Annotated in this window: 27 protein-coding genes and 1 pseudogene; 9 read left to right on the forward strand and 19 right to left on the reverse strand. The window is 36.4% G+C overall.

Annotated elements, in window-relative coordinates:
- The first annotated feature begins 110 nt into the window (after nt 1-110).
- Nucleotides 111-329, forward strand: a complete 219-nt coding sequence (locus tag AC58NB_RS08015; RefSeq protein WP_497426309.1) for an NINE protein — start codon at nt 111-113, stop codon at nt 327-329.
- A 90-nt stretch (nt 330-419) separates the two neighbouring features.
- Here the strand turns inward: AC58NB_RS08015 and AC58NB_RS08020 are convergent, their stop codons facing one another.
- The 4 genes from AC58NB_RS08020 to AC58NB_RS08035 all read right to left on the reverse strand — a co-directional run bounded on the left by AC58NB_RS08020 (nt 420) and on the right by AC58NB_RS08035 (nt 3,971).
- On the reverse strand, nt 420-1,154 hold the full coding sequence (locus AC58NB_RS08020) for an exonuclease domain-containing protein (RefSeq protein ID WP_497426310.1): 735 nt from the start codon (nt 1,152-1,154) through the stop codon (nt 420-422).
- Nucleotides 1,141-2,133 (reverse strand): DUF294 nucleotidyltransferase-like domain-containing protein, encoded by a 993-nt coding sequence (locus tag AC58NB_RS08025; RefSeq protein WP_497426311.1) that lies wholly within the window; start codon nt 2,131-2,133, stop codon nt 1,141-1,143. Before AC58NB_RS08025 ends, AC58NB_RS08020 begins: the two co-directional genes overlap by 14 nt.
- Before the next feature lie 80 nt (nt 2,134-2,213).
- Nucleotides 2,214-3,494 carry an ammonium transporter gene (locus AC58NB_RS08030; protein ID WP_497426312.1) on the reverse strand — a complete coding sequence of 427 codons (1,281 nt, stop codon included), beginning with the start codon at nt 3,492-3,494 and terminating at the stop codon, nt 2,214-2,216.
- A gap of 147 nt (nt 3,495-3,641) precedes the next feature.
- Nucleotides 3,642-3,971, reverse strand: a complete 330-nt coding sequence (locus tag AC58NB_RS08035) for a MerR family transcriptional regulator (RefSeq protein ID WP_497426313.1) — start codon at nt 3,969-3,971, stop codon at nt 3,642-3,644.
- A gap of 231 nt (nt 3,972-4,202) precedes the next feature.
- Between AC58NB_RS08035 and AC58NB_RS08040 the strand changes: the two genes are divergently transcribed.
- Nucleotides 4,203-4,499 carry a MerR family transcriptional regulator gene (locus AC58NB_RS08040; protein WP_497426314.1) on the forward strand — a complete coding sequence of 99 codons (297 nt, stop codon included), beginning with the start codon at nt 4,203-4,205 and terminating at the stop codon, nt 4,497-4,499.
- Between the two features lie 179 nt (nt 4,500-4,678).
- Here AC58NB_RS08040 and ykzB read toward each other — a convergent pair whose 3' ends face one another.
- From ykzB to AC58NB_RS08055, 3 genes are all read right to left on the reverse strand, one after another.
- Nucleotides 4,679-4,927: a protein YkzB gene (gene ykzB / locus AC58NB_RS08045; RefSeq protein WP_497426315.1), complete on the reverse strand. Its 249-nt coding sequence runs from the start codon at nt 4,925-4,927 to the stop codon at nt 4,679-4,681.
- A gap of 119 nt (nt 4,928-5,046) precedes the next feature.
- Complete coding sequence (locus AC58NB_RS08050) at nt 5,047-5,433, reverse strand: hypothetical protein (protein ID WP_497426316.1); 387 nt, start codon at nt 5,431-5,433, stop codon at nt 5,047-5,049.
- Between the two features lie 140 nt (nt 5,434-5,573).
- Nucleotides 5,574-5,993, reverse strand: a complete 420-nt coding sequence (locus AC58NB_RS08055) for a YndM family protein (RefSeq protein WP_497426317.1) — start codon at nt 5,991-5,993, stop codon at nt 5,574-5,576.
- Nucleotides 5,994-6,194: 201 nt separating this feature from the next.
- Here AC58NB_RS08055 and AC58NB_RS08060 point away from each other — a divergent pair, with 201 nt between their 5' ends.
- The 5 genes from AC58NB_RS08060 (at nt 6,195) to mbcS (ending at nt 12,995) form a co-directional block, all read left to right on the forward strand.
- Entirely contained in the window at nt 6,195-6,359 is a 165-nt protein-coding gene (locus AC58NB_RS08060) for a hypothetical protein (RefSeq protein WP_497426318.1), read from the forward strand.
- 208 nt (nt 6,360-6,567) lie between these two features.
- A complete protein-coding gene (locus tag AC58NB_RS08065; protein WP_497426543.1) occupies nt 6,568-7,665 on the forward strand; it encodes a metallophosphoesterase in 1,098 nt (365 codons plus the stop codon).
- 1,739 nt (nt 7,666-9,404) lie between these two features.
- Nucleotides 9,405-9,995: a TetR/AcrR family transcriptional regulator gene (locus tag AC58NB_RS08070; RefSeq protein ID WP_497426319.1), complete on the forward strand. Its 591-nt coding sequence runs from the start codon at nt 9,405-9,407 to the stop codon at nt 9,993-9,995.
- 158 nt (nt 9,996-10,153) lie between these two features.
- Nucleotides 10,154-10,627 carry a nuclear transport factor 2 family protein gene (locus AC58NB_RS08075; RefSeq protein ID WP_497426320.1) on the forward strand — a complete coding sequence of 158 codons (474 nt, stop codon included), beginning with the start codon at nt 10,154-10,156 and terminating at the stop codon, nt 10,625-10,627.
- A 787-nt stretch (nt 10,628-11,414) separates the two neighbouring features.
- A complete protein-coding gene (gene mbcS / locus AC58NB_RS08080) occupies nt 11,415-12,995 on the forward strand; it encodes an acyl-CoA synthetase MbcS (RefSeq protein ID WP_497426321.1) in 1,581 nt (526 codons plus the stop codon).
- A gap of 94 nt (nt 12,996-13,089) precedes the next feature.
- Here the strand turns inward: mbcS and AC58NB_RS08085 are convergent, their stop codons facing one another.
- From AC58NB_RS08085 to AC58NB_RS08115, 7 genes are all read right to left on the reverse strand, one after another.
- Nucleotides 13,090-13,539 carry an OsmC family protein gene (locus AC58NB_RS08085; protein ID WP_497426322.1) on the reverse strand — a complete coding sequence of 150 codons (450 nt, stop codon included), beginning with the start codon at nt 13,537-13,539 and terminating at the stop codon, nt 13,090-13,092.
- Nucleotides 13,540-13,620: 81 nt separating this feature from the next.
- Nucleotides 13,621-13,782, reverse strand: coding sequence for a hypothetical protein (locus AC58NB_RS08090; protein WP_497426323.1), 162 nt, complete (start codon nt 13,780-13,782; stop codon nt 13,621-13,623).
- Nucleotides 13,783-14,082: 300 nt separating this feature from the next.
- The gene (locus tag AC58NB_RS08095; protein ID WP_497426324.1) at nt 14,083-14,355 is read right to left on the reverse strand and encodes a hypothetical protein; all 273 of its coding nucleotides are present in this window, start codon (nt 14,353-14,355) and stop codon (nt 14,083-14,085) included.
- A 64-nt stretch (nt 14,356-14,419) separates the two neighbouring features.
- Complete coding sequence (locus AC58NB_RS08100; RefSeq protein ID WP_497426325.1) at nt 14,420-15,925, reverse strand: class I adenylate-forming enzyme family protein; 1,506 nt, start codon at nt 15,923-15,925, stop codon at nt 14,420-14,422.
- 333 nt (nt 15,926-16,258) lie between these two features.
- Nucleotides 16,259-16,504 carry a UDP-N-acetylglucosamine 2-epimerase gene (locus tag AC58NB_RS08105; RefSeq protein WP_497426326.1) on the reverse strand — a complete coding sequence of 82 codons (246 nt, stop codon included), beginning with the start codon at nt 16,502-16,504 and terminating at the stop codon, nt 16,259-16,261.
- Between the two features lie 2 nt (nt 16,505-16,506).
- Complete coding sequence (locus AC58NB_RS08110; protein ID WP_497426327.1) at nt 16,507-16,641, reverse strand: hypothetical protein; 135 nt, start codon at nt 16,639-16,641, stop codon at nt 16,507-16,509.
- 236 nt (nt 16,642-16,877) lie between these two features.
- Complete coding sequence (locus tag AC58NB_RS08115) at nt 16,878-18,209, reverse strand: multi antimicrobial extrusion protein MatE (protein ID WP_497426328.1); 1,332 nt, start codon at nt 18,207-18,209, stop codon at nt 16,878-16,880.
- Between the two features lie 244 nt (nt 18,210-18,453).
- Here AC58NB_RS08115 and AC58NB_RS08120 point away from each other — a divergent pair, with 244 nt between their 5' ends.
- Nucleotides 18,454-19,596: a DUF2515 family protein gene (locus AC58NB_RS08120; RefSeq protein ID WP_497426329.1), complete on the forward strand. Its 1,143-nt coding sequence runs from the start codon at nt 18,454-18,456 to the stop codon at nt 19,594-19,596.
- On the opposite strand, the pseudogene AC58NB_RS08125 reads toward AC58NB_RS08120, so the two are convergent.
- Together AC58NB_RS08125 and AC58NB_RS08130 are read right to left on the reverse strand one after the other, a co-directional pair.
- A pseudogene (locus AC58NB_RS08125) lies at nt 19,583-20,226 on the reverse strand (HAD hydrolase-like protein). The gene AC58NB_RS08120 and the pseudogene AC58NB_RS08125 overlap by 14 nt on opposite strands.
- A gap of 336 nt (nt 20,227-20,562) precedes the next feature.
- Nucleotides 20,563-21,663, reverse strand: coding sequence for a mechanosensitive ion channel family protein (locus tag AC58NB_RS08130; RefSeq protein ID WP_497426330.1), 1,101 nt, complete (start codon nt 21,661-21,663; stop codon nt 20,563-20,565).
- A 301-nt stretch (nt 21,664-21,964) separates the two neighbouring features.
- Here AC58NB_RS08130 and ilvD point away from each other — a divergent pair, with 301 nt between their 5' ends.
- A complete protein-coding gene (gene ilvD, locus AC58NB_RS08135) occupies nt 21,965-23,635 on the forward strand; it encodes a dihydroxy-acid dehydratase (protein WP_497426544.1) in 1,671 nt (556 codons plus the stop codon).
- 81 nt (nt 23,636-23,716) lie between these two features.
- Here the strand turns inward: ilvD and AC58NB_RS08140 are convergent, their stop codons facing one another.
- The 3 genes from AC58NB_RS08140 to AC58NB_RS08150 form a co-directional block, all read right to left on the reverse strand.
- Nucleotides 23,717-24,256, reverse strand: coding sequence for a hypothetical protein (locus AC58NB_RS08140; RefSeq protein ID WP_497426331.1), 540 nt, complete (start codon nt 24,254-24,256; stop codon nt 23,717-23,719).
- Nucleotides 24,257-24,469: 213 nt separating this feature from the next.
- On the reverse strand, nt 24,470-24,763 hold the full coding sequence (locus tag AC58NB_RS08145) for a hypothetical protein (RefSeq protein WP_497426332.1): 294 nt from the start codon (nt 24,761-24,763) through the stop codon (nt 24,470-24,472).
- A 136-nt stretch (nt 24,764-24,899) separates the two neighbouring features.
- Nucleotides 24,900-25,238: a hypothetical protein gene (locus AC58NB_RS08150; protein WP_497426333.1), complete on the reverse strand. Its 339-nt coding sequence runs from the start codon at nt 25,236-25,238 to the stop codon at nt 24,900-24,902.
- Between the last annotated feature and the right edge of the window lie 2 nt (nt 25,239-25,240).

The raw sequence follows: 25,240 nt of genomic DNA on the forward strand, positions 1-25,240 counted from the left end.
AATTTTTGTTAGACATATAGAGGAACACACCTCGTAATTAGTGCTAAAGGACTATTTTTGTACCTTGTATATGACATCTTAGAAAGAAGAAAGAAGGATTTATTTTGCATGTGAGAAGGAAGTCATTTGGCATCGCGTTATTATTGTGGTTTTTCCTAGGCAGTATCGGTGCCCACAGAATGTATATTAGGGAAAAAGTGCATTATCTCTTTTGGTATTGGTTAGCGATAGCATGCACCTTTTCTATTATTCTGTGGGTTGACCTGTTTAGATTAAAAGGGATGATTGATCGACAGTATTTTGAAGATAGAGGTAGATACGGGGTTTAGGAAAATAGCATACTACTATTTAAAGAATGTGGGGTATTGAAAAGCCCCACTTTTTTTATGTTTAAAGGTAATTAAATAAATGTTGCCCATTCATCTAAATTTCGCAATGGCACTGTATATTTCACTAAGATTTTTAAAGCCGGCTTCCTGAGCTTTTTGTAGGTAATAGCTCCATACGTGAGCCGTCATCAAGGCATCGCCCAAGGCATGATGTCTATTTTTGATTTCAATATCGCAATCTTTACATAAATCTTCTAAGGCATGAGAACTATTAGCTGGATTAAACAGCTGTGTAAGGAATGAAGTATCCAGAATTCTGTGCTGGAATTTCGTCCGGGTCACATCCCAGGTAAGCTTTTGCATAAAGCTAAGCTCATGTTTGGAGTGATGGGCGACTAGACTTTGGGTTGAAACAAACTTAAAAAATTTTAATAGCACCTCTGAGCTTTCAGGAGCAGTTTGAAGGTCTTCATTCGTAATACTCGTTAAGGAAGAGATCTCAGGAGAAAGGGTAACATCCGACTGAACAAGTGAATAAAAGCGTTCTTCACTTAATAGGGTACTCCCGTGCATCTTTACAGCACCGATAGAAATCATTCGATCACCTTTGTCAGGAAAAAATCCTGTCGTTTCAATATCAAAGACCACAACTTTAAGCTGATCAAGCGGGCAGCTTAAATCGTTATTTTGGCGTGCTTCTTTTTCGAGCTGGCGAACAAAAGAAATATTTTGTGGGGACGCTTGTCCCTGTACACCGGCTAGTACATTTGAACCGATTTTGCCGCCCATTCCTCTGAAAAATTGAATAAACTCATTCATTCCCATCGTCATCATCCTTTGTTACAAGCTTTCTCACATAATCAGTAAGCTGGACGCCATCTTTAATGATTTCCTTTAAATTCTTTTTTTCTACGTTTGATAGTTTGCTGACGGCCAAGTAGTGACCGGATTCATAATCTGTATGAAGACTGTATGCTAATCGATAATTTTGCAGTTTAGTAAATTGATCGATATATTTTTTTCGAACCTGGAGCGGCATGACTGAATGGGTCAGATTTTCGAGTCTTTCAATGGTGGAGGTTTTATCTAATTTTTCATAGATGGCAAGAAGCCTTCCAGCATTCACATATGGATATAAAGCTGTTTCCTTTATATTTAAACAACCTGAAAAGGGGCCATGGGATTCAACAAGTAATTGTCCAAGGACACCGACAGCTTTTTTTCTGTGCTTAGTATTATCCATGATACGGCTCAGCATATTTTTTTGTTCGATGAATTGGCAGGCCTCCTGCTTTAATTGGTTTATAGTCGATTCCTCACCTAAAAAAGCCCTACTGTCCATAAAGGTGAGCAAATGCCGGATCGATTCCCATGAAGCATCCTCGAGCCAATCAGTTAATTGGATCTGCCACTGTTTATATGATCTGCACCAGAATGGGTTACTTGCCATTACTTTTCCTTCGCAAAGCTTATATCCCGTTTCTCTTAACCCTTCAGATATTTCTTTACCGAGTCTTAAGAAGTAATGTCTGGCATCCGGGTGATCCTTGCTATAAATCATTCCATGGTCCTGATCACTCCAAATACCCTGTTCTTTACGGCCGGCACTACCCATCACAAAAAAGCAGAACGGGGAGGGAGGAGGACCAGATATTTGAACGGTCTTGTTGAATGCCAGGGTGATGGTTTTCCTGATAATCTCATCATGAAGTAAATTCAGTTTCTCTGTACTTAAAATCACTGATTGGAATTGCTGCTTACGATAAGCCAGTATGGTGGAATAATGCTGATTGTCAATTGCCATGCAGACACTCCTTAGTAAAGGAAATGATCCCCTGAACAAGATGCTGTTCAGGGGAAAATGTGTAAAGATAGACTTCTTGTTTAAATGATCGATTTATCAGTAGAATTTGGATTATTTTTGAGCAATTCAGGGTATCCATATACACCATGTTCACTCAAATCAAGCCCCATAATTTCTTCTTCTTCCGTAACTCGAAGGCCGCCCATTACTTTTTTCATTCCTAGTAAAAGTATATAGGACACAATGAATGCGAATGCTCCACAAACAACGACACCCAATGCTTGAACACCTAATTGGTCGAAACCGCCTCCGTAAAATAGCCCTGGTTTTCCAACAGTAGCCAGTTCTTTTGTAGCAAAGAACCCTGTGGATAATGTTCCCCATATACCAGCAGCTCCATGAACGGAAAGGGCATAGATTGGATCATCAATTTTACGAGCTTCAAAGAAACGGATGCTATAAAACACAAGAATTCCAGCAATAAACCCAATAACCACGGATGCCCATGCTTCAACAAATGCACAGGATGCCGTTATGGCAACCAAACCGGCTAATGCTCCATTTAACATCATCGATACATCCGCTTTCCCCATGACAATCCAGGATATAATCAAGGCAGCAATTGTACCTGCAGCTGCTGCAAGATTGGTATTAAGAGCAACAAATCCAAAGAATCCATTATCAACTGCTACGGTACTGCCAGCGTTGAAACCAAACCAGCCGACCCAAAGCAATAAAACACTTAAAGCCGTGTATACTTGATTATGCCCATACAAGTTATTAGCTGAGCCGTCTTTATTAAATTTTCCGATTCGCGGTTTTAAGAGGATTGTAGCTGCCAAAGCTGCCATCGCTCCGGTCAAGTGAACAACAGTGGATCCTGCAAAGTCTTGTTTCCCATGATCAGCTAACCAGCCGCCGCCCCAAATCCAATGCGCTATGGGTGGATAAACAAGGGCAGAGAATAAAACGGCGAACAGAACGTAAACTCCCATTTTTGCTCTCTCTGCAAATCCTCCAAAAGCGATTGTAATCGATATCCCCGCAAAAGCTGTTTGGAATAAGAAAAATACCGCTCCAGATAAATTAATACCATCCAAATCATACCCAGAGTAGAAAAAGTCAGTTAAACCAATGAATTTACTTAATCCCTCACCATCCCCAAAAATAAAGCCAAAACCTATCGCCCAAAAGACAATCGAGGAAATTCCGAAAGTTAGAATGGTTTTACCTGCGATATGACCTGCATTCTTCATACGAGTCGAACCTGTCTCAAGCAGGATAAAGCCACCAATCATCAAAATGACTAAAACTGCCCCAATCATGACCCAAAGACTATTCATTAAAAAAACTGTATCCATAATTCCACACCTTCCTGATAATGTTTTCCTTTGCTGTCTGTATTGTCGCATCATCAGGGAGGTCAATTCTACAACCATGTAAGGAAACCTCACGTGGTTTTTCAGTAAGGGAATGGATTTATTGCAGCAGAAGGTAGAATAAGCTAATTAGTTGAATTTTTGAATACCAAATTGGGCATTTAATTGTCCTTGAATCATTTTTTTATGCATTTTTGCTTCCTTTTCTTGTTTCTTTTCTCTGATCATATCTTGCCTGATCTCATAGGTTTGGATACCGTCTTCGATTTTTTCGGCTATCTCCATTAATAATTCGATATCAGCAAAAGAATATTTCCGACTCCCGCCGTTGCTTCTGGCAGGGAAAATGAGTTTACGTTCTTCATAATAACGGATTTGCCTTTCTGACAAACCAGTTAATTCTTTAACAACGCCGATCGTTATGACTTTTTTATCTTTGTATGAAGACTCCTGGCTCATCCATTCTCCTCCCAAAATTAGTAAAATTATAGTTTGTCATATTATCTCACATAGTTGAAATTGAACAAACAGAAAATTCAAAATTAATTTCAAGAAAATCTCCCTAATCTATGTAATTACTAAAAAAATTATGTCAGAACATCTGCCAAACACCTTGAGATTACTACGAAACCAGTAATAATCAACCATATAGAACAATTTATACAGAATGGTTTTGGGAAGGAGGGAGCCATGTCTTCATATAAGGATAAGAAAGTTATCTCTATAGGTGTGGTCAGTGAACTAACAGGGATCTCTCAACGGAAAATTCGTTATTATGAAGAACGGGGATTAATTTTTCCGGAAAGATCAAATAAAGGAATTCGTAAATACTCATTTCAGGATGTGGAATCTTTAATGAAGATTGCTGAAAAGATGGAAGAAGGTGTACAAACAGCTGAAATCAGAAACGATATGCACCGTAGAAAAATGAGAGACGAAATGATAAAAGGGCAACTTAATGCTCATTTTCGGAAATTTCATAAATAGTCATGAGAGATCGAACATATCAAACGTTGAGTGTTGCGTTTATCTACTAGTTAATTTGTCTTTTAAGGAACTAATATAAGTAAACATAAGGAAGGGGCATAGAGGAAATTTCTATGCCCTTTTAACTAATATATGATTATCCCTTTTGCAAGCGTCTAAAAAGACATCCTTTTGAAAGGTTACCCAATTTGCTTTTTTTGCTTAGCCGTTATAAACATGATTTCTAACAAAGTAAGCGAAATCCCACGTCTATCTTCAACTGTATAATGCATCGATATATCATGCTGCAATTGACTGTTTTGTACAGTACGGAGGAAATCCTGGCCTCTTGATCCAAAATTGTTCTGTAATTCTTCATAGAGCTGATCACGTAATAAATCCAATTGGATAATCATTTCAGCCAGTTGCCTTTCATTCTCTATTCTCATACTGTATCATCCTTCCACCTTATTAATTACATAAGTTTTTATAAGTGTAGAGGATTCACGCCAATCTGTCTTTTATCTTGTAAAGGTTTCTAACGCACATTTTTCTTTAAAAGCGACATTTAAAGTTCTTTTACCGAAATTGCTTTAGAGTATGTGATCAGTTTGCAATTCTCAAAATCTTGTTCTTTAAGAAAGCCTAATTTAATGGCTGCATTCATTTTTTCTTCATCCGGTATTTTCACTGTTTTAATTAATTCTCTCATGTTCAATTCTTCTAATTTGTACACAGTAGGCACCGTACTGTATTTTTCATATTTACGGATCTGCCTTTGCAACTTCAATCCATTGTCGATTAGTTCACCTTTATGGTTTACACCAACATGACTATCAAAATACTGATGAAAAATCTCTTTCAAGTTCTCCATTTCCATTTCAATCTCTTTTTTCTTCTTGCTTAACTCGTTATATCTCGTAATCATATCAGCTGTAATAAGAGTGTTATTCATGTTATCCCTCCAAAATAGCTCGTTTACTATAGGTTATTTTGGTAGAGAGGAGATTATGACCTTTGGATAGAAGAGATTCTATCAAAATAAAAAAAAGCTACATCCGATATGGAAACGGATGTAGCAAATTATTACTCATCTTAACTATAAGAAGGGTTGTTCGATTTCTTAGGATCAACATTAGTTTTTTCAGGGAAAACACTGGCATCAAGGTACTTATGAAAGAACCATTCTCCAACAGCAATAATTAGAGTAGAGATAAAAGATGCAAGTAAAATATCATTATTATTTGGTACAAACAGTTCACTCATAATCCAAATGACTAAGAATGCAAGGATCCCATCAGAGATTGTTGCGATCATATTTCTTTTCGTTTGTGCTGAAGAATAGCCAGATTTACGGAAAATAAACAAATCTCCCAATAAATAAGCAACCACTGTTAAAATAACACTGATTAACATTGTGTCGCCAAATGGATAATCAAACCCTAGAGTTAATACTAATCCCAATACGACAGCAATCATAAGAAATTTTACGATAAGAGCTTTTACATGATTCATGATCTATACCTCCCTAAGTTGTATTTATTAAGATAAATACCCTTTAGTTGAACGGGTAAACAAATACTGAAAATTATGCGAATCAAGCTTAAAAAGTGTGTTTTTGTAAGAGAAGAAGTAGATAAGAAGCGCTATAAACAAGCATATATAATAGGATAACTGGTAACCCTATACGTACATAAAATATAGGGAGGTATAAACATGAATAAGCGGACTAGCAAAGACCACATTGAAGGAAAGCAAAAGGAAGAAAAAGATTTCTTAGAGTCAACGCTGCAGGATTCCTCATTCGACCCGGAACTGGAATTCGAAGTACCACCAGAAGAACCGTATGATAAAAACCGGATTAATACAGAGCATTTGTGATTTTCTTCTTACATGACAAAAGATAACCTGATGAGACGTATAAAATTACGTCTTTTTTTGTTATCAAAATAAAGGCATTTGGAGCTTCATTCCTGTCATTTTATGTAGAAAGAAGGAATATACCAAAGTTATATTGAATAATTAAAGTGCATTTACTGATCATTAAGCTTGGGCCAAGTACATGAATAGGGGAAATGGAGTGGTTATCATCGAAAAAATACAGTCTTTATCTTTACCTGACGAGGCCAGAGTACTTGTTATTTCGGATATACATGGGGAAATTGATTTATTCATTAGTCTTTTGGAAAAAGTGAATTACAGTAAGGAAGATTATCTAATCATTAATGGAGATCTGTGCGAAAAAGGGTCTGATAGCTTGGCTGTTGTGCGATATATTATGCATTTGGCAGAAGAAAACACCAAGGTCCATGTACTAGAGGGTAACTGTGATTCATTAGTAGAATATTTAATAGACGAAGATCCTTGGATCCTTCATTACATATCTGAAAGAAAGTATACCTTGCTGAATGATTGTCTTATACAATTAGAAATTAACATAGATACCATTCAGAATGTATCTGAATTAAAAGAGATGATCATGGGGAATTTTTCATCTGAGTTCAATTGGCTTAATGAATTGCCGACAGCCATTGAAACAGACGATTTTATCTTTGTACATGCAGGTTTAGACGATGTACAGGATTGGAAAATGACAAGCAGAGAAAACGCTCTTAGCATGCCGTCTTTTATGGATAAGTCGCATTTGGCTAATAAAATGGTTGTTGTCGGACATTGGCCTGTGATCAACTATCCGGCAGACATACCAACACATAATCCTATTATAAATTTTGATAAGAAAATGATTGCGATTGATGGAGGAAATATCATTAAAGAAACTGGTCAATTAAACGCTTTCATTATCAATAAAAATCTACAAGGTAATGAGTTTTCTTATACATATGTAGACCAATTCACAAAATGCGAGATAAAGAAAGATTATATGGCTGATCCTCATATGACAGGTTCAATATCCTATCCTTTATTTGAGATATCTCCAATAGAAGAAGGGGAGCATTTCACCCTTTGCAGACAGCATCATACTGATGTATTGCTTTATGTTAAAAATGAATATATAAAGCAGCAAGAAGATAGAGGATTTAAAGTAAGAACCGATGTTTCATGCGCTCAATTAACTGTCAACAAAGGGGATATGGTCTCTATATTAGATACTAACTGTAGTGCCTATACATTAATAAAAAAAGATGGATTAGTAGGTTGGGTTTCTAATGTATGTTTAACAGTATGAACAGTACTGAATTACTTGAAGATCTCATTAGTAGACAATGAGATCTTATTTTTATGGCAGCAAATTTGTAAACTTTAAAGATAAAAGAAACTACGGATGACCGGTCATAGATTGAATTTTATTTAAGAAATCTGTATGATTGTTATGATTTTAGAAGTTAATAGATGAAAACAAGGTAAAGTAATCGATAATTACGTTATGTAAACTAAAATAAAAAGCCAGTGGAAATTTGGCAGCAAGACAATTAAATCTAAATGAATGATTTAAAACTTTAATTTACGTACAAGTTAAACATAAATTAATTTAGTTCATATTTTATTTACATAGAAAGAATATAATTCTAAAGATAATTTGTTCATGAAAACGTCAAACTCAAAAGCTAATTATCAAAAAACAAATTGTAAAAACAAGATTATACAGATTAAGAAACAAATTAATAAAAATTATATAACTAAGATCAATAATTGAAAATTTTTCTATTTTGTCTCAATTGCTAAAGTAATCTTGCTTAATGAGACCGATATTTAAATGGTTTAGTTAACTTCCTATAATATATATTATGTAAACTAGAATTAAATTTTATGATTATTGATAATTGCTATGTCTTCCCCCTTTGTTATAATGACTTAATTAATTGAATGGCTTCATTAACTGTGATAGTTCTTAAAACTACATCTAAAAATTATCGAAAGCTTCTTCTCTCTAACAGAATATTAGAGTTTATTTCAAATAAATAATTGGTCTAACTTGGCATGATAACCAGTCTCATAAATTTACTTTTTGAATTCCATTAATGTCTTTCTTGCAGTTTTACCTTCTTTAGACATTCTAATTTATCAAATTTTAAATTTAGATGAACAACTACTCATTAAACAAAACGTAATTTCATCTGAGAGCGTTTCTCCAACATCCTGAAAATGGATCTTTTTATATAAATAATCCTAAATTTATAAAACTACAAATCTAAAGTGAATTGAACTTTTAAACAGTCACAAACATTTTCTGTGGTTCGATAAATATTCTAAATGCTCCATTTGATTTTTGGAAAACTATATGTGTATACATAAGGTTTCGTAAAACTCGATCGGACAGTCCTGTAATTTGTGATATCTTTTTATTTGCTTTTTCACTTTTGTAAAGTTTAATATTCATACCATCCGAAATACCATATTTTATTGCAATCCCCCACCCTATTTGAATTTATTTATAAAACCCCTTTACATAGAAAAAAACAATCCAACTTTATTAGCTGATTAGGCCCTTGCATTTGTTGCAACACTTCTTTCTCTTGGTATACACATCTTCTTTTAAATATTACATGAGCCGGTTGAAACCGAATAGGACTCCTAAAGTTTCTCCCACTTGCGTTCTCTTGTCATCAATTCATTTACATTATTTCTTTTATTATGTTATATTTGGAACTCTCTCCATTGATATTCCCTTCTAGCTCTTCAAATTATCTAATCCTTTTTTATAAACAAATTGATATTTCTTAACTAGCTCTAACACATAATTCACTGATCGATGAACATCATTGTTTGATCTGAATTCCAGGAAGCCTAATGTATACAAAAACACACTAATATGAAGAAGTGTAAACTTAATACATAATGAAGTTCTTGGACAAATTCATAATGCATAATCTATAAAAATGGCAACATTTACATTTTGTTGTAAGCTGAGATATTGTTATTTAAAGTGATAGTCACCACTGACAGTCAAGGAAATGAGGATAACAAATGAGTAGCAGTAATAATTTTAGCAACAAGGATAAAATGCTGGTAGCAGCCATTGATCTAATCGCTGAAAAAGGCTATAAGGGTGTAACTACCCAAGAAATCGCTACTGCGGCCGGATTGAGTGAAAAAACTTTGTTTCGTCACTTCGGAAGCAAACAAAACCTTCTCGAAACAGCATTTGATCGTTTTCATTATACCGAAGAGATGACAAAACTTTTTAACGAGAAGGTCGTATGGGATTTGCAAACAGACTTGGACCTTTTTACCCGAACCTATCATGAAATTATGAATCGTAATCGGAAAATGATTAAAATCGGTCTTAAGGAAGAAGACAATTTACCTGGGTTTCGAGAAATGACTAAGAAGCATCCTCAACAGTTAATGGAAATTATAACAAATTATTTCACTGTAATGTTCGAGAAAGGAAGATTGATTCGAACAAATCCAGAGTTACAGGCGTTTTTGTTCATGGCGATGAATTATGGAGCATTTATAAACAACCTAGATAGCGGTGTTGACTTTCCTTCCGTTTCGTTGGAGGCATTTATAGAGGAGAGTGTGCAGACATTTACTAGGGCTTTAACCCCCTAGTTTTTTTATCTACATTATGACAGTGGGCACTGACAGTCTTTTTAAAGGGGGTGATTTGGCAGAATAAAAGGAAAATGACGCGATGATGAAGGAGTTAATTTAAATTAAGTAAGGCTGTTTGGCCGAATAACACCCATTAAACAAGGAGTGAACTTAACATGACATTGAAGAAAGACGAAGCCACCCGCCGCACCGCAGCCCAGAACACTTTGACCGAACACCTCCGTCTTACCGCTGCAGGTCATGTCGACGAATGGGTGAAGCTGTTCACCCCGGACGCAGTGCTTGAGTTTCCGTATGCGCCCGCTGGCATGCCCCGCATCTTAAAAGGGCGAGACGCACTATTTGCACACATGAGCAACTTTCCCAAGACCTTTGACGTAGAGTTCGTCGACCTAATGTTCCACGAGACAGTCGATCCAAATCTGGTTATAGCCGAATTCTGCTCTACAGGCACAGCTGTGTCGACTGGAAAACCGTACGAGCAAACGTGTATTTCCGTAGTACGGACCAATAACAAAGCACTCATCACCCACTACCTGGACTACTGGAACCCGCTTATAGCGATTGAGGCACTCAAACTTGACGACGTGCAGGAAGATCCGGATAACAGCGTGATTTTTGGGAGCTAAATGGTGGTTAAAGGCTTAGGGTTGAGCAGAAAAGCTTCGTTTAAACAGGCTTGGCACTATCCTCACTAGCCCAGTGATTGCATCGTCGAATGAGCTTCCGTCCCAACTAAAATTAAACGCGAAGAGCTGGCCATCAGCTCACACTGAGCTGGCTCTTTTTTTGACACCTCCCTCTTCTTCTTAGCCACGGTATAGGATTCTTCTTCCATAGTTATTCTTTCCCTAACGTACTTCTTTGTCTATAAGATTAATCCCGATGCCATTTATTATTACCACAATCAATAAAATAATTTTAATTTATCCGTTTAGGAAAAAATAATAGACATACTTACAGAGTTTATCTAATAGTCTGTCGAATGATATGTTCTTTAATCACTAATATATATTATGCTTCTCGTTAGATATTCTGCTTATTCACCAATTTTGTAGCTATTTTATTTAGTTAATTTTATTAAATGAAGTGGTTTGAATTCACTCTTAATAAGGTTCTATCTAATCTTGATAAACTAAATCCTATGAGCTAATCTGCGAGATGAGTCTACTATTTCTCAATCCTACTAAATAAAATATCACTCCTTATATCTGATTTATTTACAAAAGTATTTAACTATTACTAGTCAGATTCCCTAGTAAAACATTCATATATTCTATTGTAAAAGTAAAATCCTACCCTCTTTCCTTTACTTGTTAGCAAAAAATAGCTAAAATAAAAATTATTACCTAGTACTAAAAGTTATCTATGATAACAGGTATTACATATTTATTTCACATCTTGGGAGGAATTTTCATGAAAAGAGAAGAATTAATAGCTCCTTTTGAATATAATTTAACAACGGAAATCGAGCGTTTTGCCAAAGATCCGACAAGACTGGCTTTGAAATGGGAGAATCAAGAGGGTCTGACTAAGTCTATTACATATAAACAATTAATCGATGAAGCTAATAAAATAGGAAATGTGTTTGCTGAAGCAGGATTGCAAATGGGTGATAAAATATTGGTGATCGTCCCTCGTTTAATCGAAGCTTATGCGATCTATATCGCTGCATTAAAATCCGGTATCGTCATTATTCCATGCTCAGAAATGCTCCGTGCAAAAGATTTAGGATTTAGAATTGAACATGCTGAAGCTCGGGCCGTTGTTTGTTATGAAAAATTCACATCAGAAATTGATGCTGTGAATGGTTCTGATCAATTAATTAAATTCAGCGTTGGTGGCCATAAAGATCGTTGGGTTTCTTTAGATGATCAAGTAAAAACAGCCTCTACTCATTTTGAAGCTGCCAACACAACCAGGGAACATATTGCACTGTTATCCTATACTTCCGGTACAACAGGCAATCCTAAAGCGGTTGTACATACTCATGCTTGGGGCTTTGCCCATTTAAAAACAGCAGCAGAAAATTGGATGGCGATCCGTGAAGGTGATCTTGTATGGGCAACAGCCGCTCCAGGATGGCAAAAATGGGTTTGGAGCCCCTTCCTATCTGTACTTGGAACAGGCGCAACAGGATTTGCTTATAACGGTAGATTCAATCCAGATACCTTTTTAGAATTGCTTGATAAGTATAAGATAAATGTTTTCTGCAGTACGCCGACTGAATATCGCTTAATCGTTAAAAGCGATAAACTTCCATCTTACAAATTGCCTGAACTACATAGCGCAATTTCTGCAGGTGAAGCCTTAAATACAGAAGTGATTAATACCTTCTATAACCAATTTAACGTGACGATACGCAACGGTTACGGTCAAACAGAGAGTACATTATTAATTGGCCAATTAAAAGATACTCCAAATAAACCTGGCTCAATGGGTAAAGCGACACCAGGTAATATCGTGGAAGTTGTAGATGAAGACGGCCAGCCGTGCCAACCAGGCGAAATTGGCGATATTGGAGTGCATCTAAGTACACCTGCCCTTTTCAAGGAATATTATAAAGATCCTGAACGAACGCTAGCTCAAAAAAGAGGAGAATTCTACATTACAGGTGACCGTGCCAAGAAAGATGACGAAGGGTTCTTTTGGTTTGAAGGACGGAGTGACGATATCATTATCAGTTCCGGGTATACAATTGGGCCGTTCGAGGTTGAAGATGCGTTAATCAAACATCCAGCCGTTAAGGAATGTGCGGTAGTAGCAAGTCCTGATGCCATAAGAGGGAATATCGTTAAGGCCTTTATCGTCTTAACAGATTCATATAAGCAACATCCGGAAAATGAGCTTGTTGCTGAGCTGCAGAGCTTTGTGAAAAAATTAACCGCTCCGTATAAATATCCCCGGAGTATTGAGTTCACTGATGAGCTGCCAAAAACGACATCAGGAAAAATTCGTCATGTCCAATTAAGAGATGTGGAACTGGCAAAAAGATAAAATGGTACGAATGATGACCTGGCTTTTACAAAAGCCGGGTTTTTTTATGTATAAAAATTTTTAACCGCCACCTAAAAAAGTGACGGTTAAAAGATTATTTTGTTTGTGAAATCTTTACCCCTTTTGATAGAACGCGAGTTGGATTGATTAATGAGTCCAACGCTGGACAATGTGATTCAATATAGCGGATAAATTCGTCAATTTTTTCTTGAGGCTCATTAGATATCATATGAACAGTATAACGAATTTCTTCTAAGCCAACCTTTGCCCCAGGTTTTCCTTTGTAACCACTGGTATCTAAATCCCCTTCAAGCTCAATCTCTAATTGATCATATTGAACACCCATTTTATTAGCATAACTTTGGGCCATAATCGTTTGACACGCACCTAGAGAAGAAAGCAGCAGCTCCAATGGATTCATTCCAAGATCTGTCCCTCCCGCTCTTTCTGGTTCATCAATCGTAACTTTATGCCCTCTTGCTTCTACCTCGACTTGAACATTTTTAATTAAGGTAGCTTTGGATTTCAGTGTAATTTGGGCCATCATACTCTCCTTCTGTTCATAAATAGACTCATATGAAATCAATATTAACCTATTTCCTTGCTATAGTTTATAAAATTGACTTTATTTCTTTTTATGAGGATGTTCCGCTTCCTTACGAATTGTCCCTATTTTCTTGTCACTTCGAGTATCCCGACCATTGTGGTTTCTGATGGTTCCCGCTGGAAGCTCATATTCCTTTTCAAAACTTCCTACTCTGCATTCGTCGCTTGTATGTTGTGTCAATTCAATCACTCCTATATAAAATTTATAACTATATAGGTTATTACCACCGAGAATGCAATTCTATGCATAAGATTCCTTTGGAGTCCGACACACAAACATATGTTCCGTTTAGCTGAAAAGAGCATTTTAGCGAAAATACCATTTAAAGGGTTAGTTAAATAGCCTTTTAGCTAAAAAACAGCTAATGTTCGTGTTTTTTAGTAATCGACTTGTATCCGTCCGGTGAGCAACTCGCATTTACGCCTCTTAAATACGAACGAATAATAATAAAATATATTAATTGTTTGTTATTTTCATAAATCAAGACGTAAAAATTGGAGCGGGTGATGAGTCAGGTTTATCACCATTTTGTAGTTCTGTTTCTGCTTTGTCTTTATCATTTTTTAAGTTCGCTTCCTTTTGTGCATTCCAGGTTTTGATAAGACTCGGGACACCCGCCATCATACTGGCCATGAAACTCCACATTAAAAAGCGCCATTCTTTCGTCCATAATGATAGGATGAAAAAGATAACGAATTGACCCACCAAAGCGAACCATGTAGCAATCCACGCAAAACGTAAGCTCGCCCTCATGCTAAGTTATCCCTTTTAGAATGATAGTAGCGTCAAAATTAGAGAAATATAAATTTAGCATCTATCAAACCCTCGCTCGGTCTTTCAATGAATGCTTCAGGACTTTTCCGCTCGCATTCCGTGGCAATTCATGAACAAAGACGATTTCTGTCGGTATTTTATAGTTTGCTAATTGATCTTTACAATAATCGATTATCTCATCAGCAGATAAAGTAAAATTATCTTTCAATACTACGAACGCCTTTGGTACTTCGCCATATTTTTTATCCGGTATGCCAACTACAGCTGCTTCTAGAATCTGGTTTAATTGATATAAAACTTCTTCAACTTCAACTGGATAGACGTTTTCTCCACCACGAATCAGCATGTCTTTCTTTCGGTCTACGATATAAAGCAATCCTTCTTGATCAAACCGTCCCAAGTCACCACTGTATAGCCAACCGCTCTTAATCGCATGTTTTGTTGCATCTGGGTTCTTTAAGTACCCTTTCATAACTTGTGGTCCCTTTACAATTATTTCTCCTACTTGCCCAGTTGGAACTTCCTCACCTAATTCATTCACTACACGTACCTCAGTATGTGGAAGAGGCTCTCCGACAGAACCAATCTTTTCTAATGCATATTGATCTCGTAAAGTAGTGGCTCCAGGTGAATTTTCTGTTTGTCCATATAAATTTTGTACGCTTACATGAGGATATAAAACTTTTAATTTTTTCACCAGTTCATAGGGCATTGGGGCAGCACCATATGTAAATAAACGCAGATGTGATAAATGTAAACTTTTCATTTTAGAAGTATTCAGCAGAGTACTATAGATAGCTGGAACACCAAAAAAAATTGTGACTTTTTCTCTCTCCATTGTGTCCAGTGACTGTTCCGCTGAAAAAATCTCTTCAATAATAACAGTTCCGCCTCTCAAGATTGTTGGAATCGTGAAGCAGTGACTGGCTGCACAATGAAATAGAGGTGTAACAATTTGTGTTCGATCAACTGAAGTTATTTCAAGACACTCCGCCCATATGTTTGCGATTGCACAAACATTGCCAGCAGATAAAAGAACACCTTTAGGTTTTCCAGTCGTACCTGAAGTGTAAAATATCACTGCTGTATCTTCCTCTTTAATAACTGGCTTTTTAAATGCTAGCGATGTATTCATGATAATCGAGTTAAACGAAGCCTCTCTGCCAACCTCAAGGCATTCCTCAAATTGTTCTTGATCCGTTATGAGTTGTTCAACCGTATGTTTTAGGCGAACATCATAAATGAGTACTTTTGCTTCTGAGTGAGTGATAATATATTCGACTTCTGGTGGGGATAATTTTGTATTGATCGGCAGAATGGGAATTCCTGCTAATTGGCAGGCATAATAGGCAACGAGAAAATGGTCTGAGTTTTGAAGATAAAGAGCAATAATATAATCATTGGTATAACCCTTCAGTTGAAAATAACCGGCTAAGCGTTCGACTTTTTCATAAAATTCACCATACGTCGTCTCACTATTTTGAAAGGAAGTAATCACCTTGTTGGGGTGAGTCTTGGCATGTTCTGATAACTGGTCCGCAATAAACATGATTCATAACTCCTTTTGATTTAATTTTTAGCCTTTATTCCCCACTGACTTCAAACTTTAATGGGAAAATAATAGACCTTGTTGCTGGGTCAAAACGATATAGCTGGAACATATATTGCCTGAGATGGTGTTAATAAATAATATTGGGAGTTTGTGATATGGTCTAGATGGGAGAGTAATTCCTGGGTGAAGGTAAAATTCATCACTTGAGCATTTTAAACCTCTTGAAATTGAGGAAATTGAGGTGGATATTAAGCTTGTTCATTTAAAATCAATCGTTGGCGTTTTACTTATTGTGTAGGTATCTGAATAAATATGTTTCCGTTAAAGCAGTTATCCAATTCTAGCATTAAATAATAGAAAGTTGTTTACATGAAATATATATAATTTCTTCTTGTTTAGCAAAGTAGTTGCCGTATCTCCTAATACCAAAACCAAATCAGGTTTATCTCTATCAAGAATTTTGCCGATTTCAAGAATCATATTGGCGGTCAATTCCTCAAGATTCTGATTGGGCTTCATCAATTTTAGGTTGTAATCTGGCAGTAAACAAAACATGCCCAAGACTTGGTCGAGCATTTCTAATGCTGACCCGTATTAAGAGTAATCGAATTAATCCATTCTGTTTCCTGGAATCGTTTAATGATGGGAGTGAACTTGATACCTTCAGGCCTTGTTCCAAAGATCGATATAAGGTTCACTGTTTTTTTAGCCATCTGCTTAGTTCCTTATGATATTAATTTTGGTAATGTGACCATCTGTTTCTTCAAATTCCAACCTGGCCGGATTCCCCCAACGGTTCATAGCTTCCTATGCCACTTTCCTGAATTGGCGATTCAGCACTTCTTTCTTATAAACGGTATTCGATAAATAACCGATTATTCATAAATACATAAGCATTAAACCTCAAAAAAATAAGTGAGATTATCTATTTAGATAACCCCACTACATCCTACGTCGATTCGATATGATTAGCTTGTTGTGCCGTTGTGGCATTATACTTCTTCACGACGAGATAAACAGCCATTAATCCGACCAGTTCCCCTATTGAAGCAGCTATGGCACCCGCTCGTCCATTTAATGCCGGGTATTGAAGAACCAATGTCACTAAAACGATCACAACCGTAACCAGATTATAAATCTGTGGCTTTAACATAGCACCTGTTTTCTTGTTCAGCATTAAAATACCGCCTAGATAATCAACCCAAGGAAAAACAAATGTCTTCACGATGAAAAATTGAAGGACATACAATGTTTCTTTCGCCAACGTACCAGTTGTACCAAAAACCGTATCCATAAACCAAATACCCGCTGGTGTATAACATAATAAGAGCAACAAGGTGGATGGAACGATACTAAAAATGACAATACACTGAAAAACCGCTCTTTTATTTGTTTCATAAAACTGCAGGACGACCTGATGGGTGTACATAAAAAAGCTAATAATAAGATTCGTCACACTAAAGGCAAGAGCAAAAGAAGCGATTCCCAGGCTGACATTGTCTATATAGCTTAAACAAGCATAAATGATCGGTGTGACAAGTGTTTGAAAGGATACGTAAAAGGCCAATGGCGTATAAAACTTGCCGATTGCTTTTTGAGTTAACGGTTGTAGGTTTTCAACGACTTCCTCCCTGTTCATTAATAGGCGACCTCTCCAAACACTGATCACACATTCAATGAACATGCCGGTTAAGAAGATGATCGCTCCTGCAATGCTCGATAGCAAGTCCGCATAACGAATGAAGTACAGGGCAATCACAATCATGCCGACCAAGCGAATGATCACACCATAGCTCACCCACTTCGTTTCAAGATGATTAATCATAATTCCCTGATATAATGTGCGAATGCCTGAGAGTAAAATAACCACAGCCAACACCTTAAAAGTATTGAGTAAGGCTGGCAGGCTTTCTGGATCTGCATTAAATAAATGAATAAACATCCAATCTCCGAGCGGTGAAAATGCGATTAAAATACAAACCAGCATTAACGAAACCATAATTTTAATAAAAAAAGAACATAAGGATTGGAAATTTCCTTTCCCTTTTGCCAAAGCTGAGCTTGTTTGCCTGAATACTAAGGCCGGTCTCTCCATAATACTAAACAGAGAAAAGGCGATTGCATAATTGGATATGATGACTTCCGCTGATTCTGCACGGCTTAGCGTTCCATTAATAATCACATGAGAAACAGAAGTTAAACTTGCCGAAAGTGCCAACGGGATAAAAAACAATAAAATAGTTCCTAACGTATATTCCGATGCTGATTTTTGTTCTTTCATGACGTACCCTCACTTCTTTTCTCAACGATTACTCGTAAAAACCTACATCCTAAAGGCAATGTGTTTATTTTCACAAAGAACAACTTTTCGATTGCAATAATTTTTACCAATACATACCACCAATAGATTACTCCGGATAGCAGGTACCGTCTTTCCTTCCGCTCTATGCATACGTATAAATAGGTTATACAAAGAATAAAATACAGAATCCAAGATTATTTATCGGTAAAAAGGAGCCATATTTATGTCCTTTCCCTGGTTTAAAAAGAAAAAAACAACAGTTCCAGGAACATTAGTTAAAATGAAAAAGATTTTCGAACATAAAAAGAATGTGACTTACAAACTAACCTATGAGGATGAAGTGATTGTAAGTTCGATTCGTGAAAAAACACGTTTATTAAATCTAAATAATAGTACAAGAACAAAAGCCTACCTACTGTATTATAAAAATCACCCTGAAATCCATTGGTCATTCCTTGCCCATATGGTTTCTAGAAATGCTGGTTGGAATATGACAGATTTAAAAGGGACGTGTCTACCGAGGTTATTATCCATGAAGGAAGTGAAAAGTTTCTTTCTATTTTTGGAGCGGGGAAATTGGTTGATTTTCCATGATGCCTTTCCACAATTACTCCTGTATGAAGAATCTTTAAAACGCGGAAGCGACCTTGCCTATCTATTACCTCAATTTTCTGTTTCTACGTTCATGGAAACAATCTGGTCCTACTTTTGGGAGAATAGGGATTCGTCTCTTTTAACGATTGCCCTGATCATCAATGAGCAGAATCATTTAGAACAAACACTCATGAAACAACCGAATATCCATAGGGAAGTACTTGGAAAAATAGAATTTGCCCTTCAAGACCTCTTGTCGATGAATCAGATTCTATTTCCTTATTTTATAAATGAATCGAAAGTTACTTTTACAGGTAAAACCATCCATCAGTTTGAAGAAGTTGATAGTCGGATTTCTATTGGTAAAGATTTGTACGGTTTATTATTTAATCGTGGTCATTTAAAGAATGTAGAGCACTGGGCATTCTTGACTCCCCACACAGGCTCCAGGAAGGATTACTGGCCGCATCTTTTTAATGATGTGAATGAAGAAATACCTGGGAGAGTGTATAAGGTCCGCTTAAAAGAATGTAACTTACTTTCCGGAGCTCCTCGGTTCTATAGTCCATCCCTCTTAAATGTGTGGAAAGATGTCTCTCACGTAGCCCCTCTACCTACAGATTGGTATAAGGATTCAACCATCGTTGATTATATGCTGCCAAGTGAAAATCACGATATAGACCATGTGGAAGCTGATTATTGTCATACACTGGAGAAATTAGAAATCGCTTGTTTGGCAAAGACAGTTCTTCCTCATTTTAGAGAAGAATGATAGGACATAGACTCAATAGATATCTAATCGTAGGAGATCTCTGGTATTCTAAAACAGTTTTTAATTCTAACAAGTCATTTATAATAAAATCTGCTTGAGAAAGCTCATCAGGTTGAGCGAAATCAAAATGCAACCAATCGAAATTAAATTATTATCCTTGGCGGCTGTAATGTCTGATAATTGATCCCCAATGACCGCTCCAGACTCAATCGTATATTTCTTTTGTATTTTTTGTACTAATTCCGATTTATTTTGCGATTGGACCAGCTAAATACTAAATGTTTCTGTAATCCAATTATCTAATTGATAATATTGAATAATAGCATCTAAATACTTTATTTGGCCATTACTTGCTATGTATATGTTGCAATCATTTTCTTTTAGATAACTAAAAATTTCTTTTGTGTGCGGATACAAGGCCCCTTTGCCTGCCTGAATATTAGTAATTAAACGTTGATGGAATAAATCGTTTGCTTGCTGTCTAATTTCGTTTGTAAAGTCAGGTAATAATGTTCTCCAAACTACCGGGAGAGGCACTCCCATAATGTCTCGATATTTTTTTAGATGATTAAAAGTATCTTCGAGTGATATTTCAAATATTTTATCTGTTTGAAATAACGCTCCGTCCATATCAAAAATCAATGAAATCAAATCTTTCTCTCCTTATAAAACAAGAATCAGGTTATACAATAGTTTTTATCAAAGCAAAACATTCATAAAAGGGTATGTCCATCAACCAAAGCGAATTAAACCATTGAATAAACAAAGAAATTAATATACTTAAATATATTCGATATCCAGTAAGTTAAATCCTGTTTTAAACTAGCCTGTTGCCTAAATATCAAATGATTACCCTAAAATGAACTACCAAAGAGGATTCCGTGCTGCGGCTAAATAAAAGGTAAACTGGATAAAAAATAGACCACTATGAATAATTCACATCATAGTGATCTATCGGCAAACTCCTTAATTAGAATGTTCCTTTAATAAAGAAGGATCAGGATCTACAGAAACTTTTTGCAAAGGTACTGCTAAAGACATTCCCTCTTTTTCTAATAGCTGCATAATACTTAAGTTGACTTGATGTTTAATTTGGACATGTTCTTCCCAGGCAGTAGTGTTTGTAAAGAAATAGACTAATATTTTTATATAATGATCCTTAAATTGATCAAAGGCTACAACAATCGTATCTTGGTGAACCCCTTGGTGTAAACGAAGCATATGTTTAATATCTTCGATTAGATGTTCGAGCTGATCTGTATCACCCTGGTAGGCAACATCCAGATGGAAATCAATTTTCCGTTTCCCCATTCGGCTCCAGTTCGTAATCGCATCGTCGGCTAGTGTTGAATTTGGAACAGTTACCAACGCTTGGCTGAATGTACGAACCTTGGTGCTTCTAAAGTTTATATCCTCGACTGTTCCTTCAACTTTGGAAGTCAGAATCCAGTCTCCAATTGAAAATGGTTTCTCTGTAACAATCACAATTCCGCCAATCAAATTGCCAACAGCATCCTTTGCGGCTAACGCAAAAGCTAATCCACCTAATCCAAGCCCTGCTACCAATCCATTTACATCATAATCGAATTCTTGTCCAATAATACTGATGCTGATTGCTACGATGATTACCCTGATAGCCCTCGAAATAAATGGGATCAAAATTAAATCAATTCTTCGATTCATCTTTTCATTGATATTTAATAAAATCCCATTTGTGGGTGATGACAGATTAAATAATCCCCAGCTAATCAGGAAGATGATCATCGCACGTAAAAATTTAAGGAAAAATGGATTCTTTTGATCAATAAATGGGAAGTACTTCACAGCAATGTACAGACCAATAATGATAAAGAGCCAACTGATTGGTTTTTCAAAACTCTTAAAAACCTGTACAAACAGACCATTTGGTTTTTCATCTCTCAATTTCAACAGCAATTGCAAGACATATTTTGTAAACAAATTCCTGAACAGGATAAATAGCAAAATGATTCCCAATGCGATTCCAGTGTTCACTAAATTCTCATAGGCCCCAGTATATAAAGTGACCATTAACTTGTAATCTAACAAACGATCAAATCCCCTCTGTCTTGATTATAAAAGTCACTACCAAGTCAGAATTATTATCCATATTAGGCAACATCAAGTAAGTAATACGCATTATTTTAACCTGATTCTCCCTAAATTGAAAATAATGCGTCTTCTAAACGGTGTTTTAATTTGGATAGAATGCTTAGTTTGGAAGTTTTCGATAAAAATTAAAAATTTATCTTTAATATGATAGGATATTTCTTCATTTAATGTTAAAATGTTTAATAATTCTAAATATACAGATAAATTTACCTAATTGGAGATGATTGTCGTGGCCGAGATGCGTAGTAATATGATTAAAAAAGGAATCGATCGAGCACCACATCGGAGTTTGCTTAGAGCAGCAGGAGTAAGTGAAGAGGATTTTGGTAAACCGTTTATCGCGGTTTGCAATTCATATATTGATATTGTTCCGGGTCATGTCCATTTGCAAGAGTTTGGGAAAATCGTAAAAGAAGCCATCTGGGAAGCAGGTGGAGTGCCTTTTGAATTTAATACTATTGGAGTAGATGATGGAATTGCTATGGGCCATATCGGTATGCGCTATTCTCTGCCGAGTCGGGAAATCATTGCAGATTCCATCGAAACAGTCGTTTCAGCGCATTGGTTCGATGGAATGGTTTGTATTCCAAACTGCGACAAAATCACGCCTGGTATGATGATGGCTGCCTTGCGCGTCAATATCCCGACTATTTTTGTCAGTGGCGGACCCATGAAGGCTGGTAAAGATAAAGATGGGAACGCCCTCTCCCTCACCTCTGTTTTTGAAGGTGTCGGCGCCTTTCAATCCGGGCAAATTGATGCGGAACGGCTTCAAGAAATTGAACAGGTCGCCTGCCCCACATGCGGATCTTGTTCGGGTATGTTCACCGCCAATTCAATGAATTGCCTGGCTGAAGGGTTAGGATTAGCTTTACCTGGCAACGGGACCATCCTGGCAGTTGCGGAAGAACGAAAAGATTTTGTTAGACAATCAGCAAAACAGTTAATGCAGCTTATCAAACTAGACCTTAAACCACGTGATATCGTAACGATTGAGACCATTGATAATGCATTTGCGCTTGATATGGCCATGGGTGGTTCAACGAATACGGTTCTGCATACACTTGCATTGGCTCATGAAGCGGGCTTTGAGTATCCTATGGAACGGATTAACGAGATTGCCAGCCGGGTTCCCCATTTAGCAAAAATCGCACCAGCCTCTGATTATCATATTGAGGATGTACATAATGCAGGTGGTGTCAGTGCGATTATTAATGAATTACTGAAAAAGCCAGATGCTTTAAATGGAGATTGCATGACCGTCTCTGGCCAAACATTGCGGGAAAACGTAGCGGGGTGTGAAATTTTAGATTATGATGTGATTCGGCCTTTGCATAATCCACATTCCGAGCGCGGCGGGCTTGCAGTCCTATTTGGTAATCTCGCGCCTCATGGTTCTATTATTAAAGTTGGAGCGGTCGATCCGGAGGTTGGCGGATATCATAGAGGTCCCGCTATCTGTTTCGATTCTCAGGAAGATGCTTTGTCAGGAATCATTACAGGTAAGGTTAAAGAAGGCGATGTTGTGGTCATTCGGTATGAAGGTCCAAAAGGCGGGCCAGGGATGCCTGAGATGCTCGCTCCTACCTCACAAATTGTCGGAAGAGGATTGGGAGCAAAAGTTGGCTTAATAACAGACGGACGTTTTTCAGGAGCTTCAAGAGGAATCAGCATTGGCCACATCTCACCAGAAGCGGCTGAAGGCGGCCCCATCGCCTTTGTTGAAAATGGCGATATTATTGAACTTGATATGAATAAACGAACCATTCAATTAGAGATTTCTGATGAAGAATTTGAGCAACGCAGAGCAAATTGGAAGGGCTTTGAATCTAAGGTTAAAACAGGCTATCTCGCGCGTTATTCCAAACTGGTCACTTCCGCAAGTACAGGTGGCGTTATGAAAATCTAATCATTAAAGGGGATGTAATGACTGTTACATCCCCTTATATATATATGAATTAAGCCGCGTAAATTTAAGTACATATTTAAATTATAAATCTTTGATTTTTGAATAGGATTCCAGTATATTTTTATACTCCGATTCTTTATTAAACACTAAATCACTTTTACAAAAGTCAACAAACTCTTTGAAAGAGATTTTAATTCCTTCAATCCATTCATGTGAAGGAATAGATAGTAAAGAAAGACGATCCCATTCTTCTGAATGAGCAGAATCTAAAATAAGTTGATCATTTGCTCCATCTTTGAATACTTTTAATGTTGATGCGTTATCTAATAAAATAATTTCAAACTCGTCTTCTTTTTCATGTTTAATAACGAGCCGAGCCAGATCATCCCATGTTGAAAGTAAGTCACTAGTTTCCTCCAAGTCATTAAGAAACTTTTTATTATTATAGGTTATTTCTATATAACCATTAAGATAAATCTTATCCTCATAATCTAGGGACTTTTGAGCAGCTTTTTTCGCTAGTGGATGATGCATTGCTAAAAATTCTTTAGGTTCTATCGATGAGTAGCCAAACTCTGGGATATAGTTGCTGATGTATGTATTTATCGTAAGTGTTGTCATTTAAGACACCTCCGGCTAGTTACATTTAATTAAACTAAAACTTCCATATGTTTAAGTACATTTAATTCAACATGATATAATTTAACTATCCGTTAGTAACTCCTTCTCATACTTAGATCGTGCAGTTACTGGAATCTTATTAAATATATGAGAGGGGATTCCGACTTTATCTTTAATTTCAATTTCTATCCCAGAATTAAAGTGGGTAAGAAATTACCAATAAGAAATGAAAAAGTTATAAGTTGGCTCATAAATAAACTCCATCCATCCCTCGGCAATATGCTCTTCTTTTTCATTGAATATATTAATTCCTGAGAAGTTGTCCACTACCCCATCTAAATAATTTGCATCGTCACCCTCTATACAACTTTCAGACCAATCAAATTTAAACTCATTCTCCTTTATTCCATAAAAACTCAGATCATCACATAGTTGTTTTTCTACTAACTTTTTTAATTTAGACCCCATTTTATCTGCATATCCTAAGTCCGTATAATTTGGTTTCAAATTCCCTCTCCACCTTTTTATTTCATTCTATAATAAGGACTGCAGCGTCTACTCCATAGTAAAGGAATTAAACTGCCATTAAGTGAAATGTGAACACTTAGGAAAAGGAGCTAGTTAAGTCGCTCTACTTATATCGTCAATAATCCCCTTTGTTCACAGTTCTGATAAAAAGTACTAGTTTTACTATTAATTTAAACATCCAATAAAAGAAAAAGAAGTTAAATAAAAAGCCAAAGGAGGCTAAAGTTAATAGCATTCCATCATGATAAACTAGAATATCAGCAGGAAAACCAAAATAATGATTTCCTGAACTCTTGTCAAACCGATAACCTATAGTAGGAACTACAGCAACAATAATAGTTAATATAAGACTTACTATCGATATTTTTACTTTTTGGGTGTTAAATTTATTGATGCTTAAAAATGCAACTATGGCTAACCCATTAATTAATAATCCACTAATTAGATCAATCATGT

It is taken from the genome of Pradoshia sp. TA40_28, assembly GCF_059694525.1.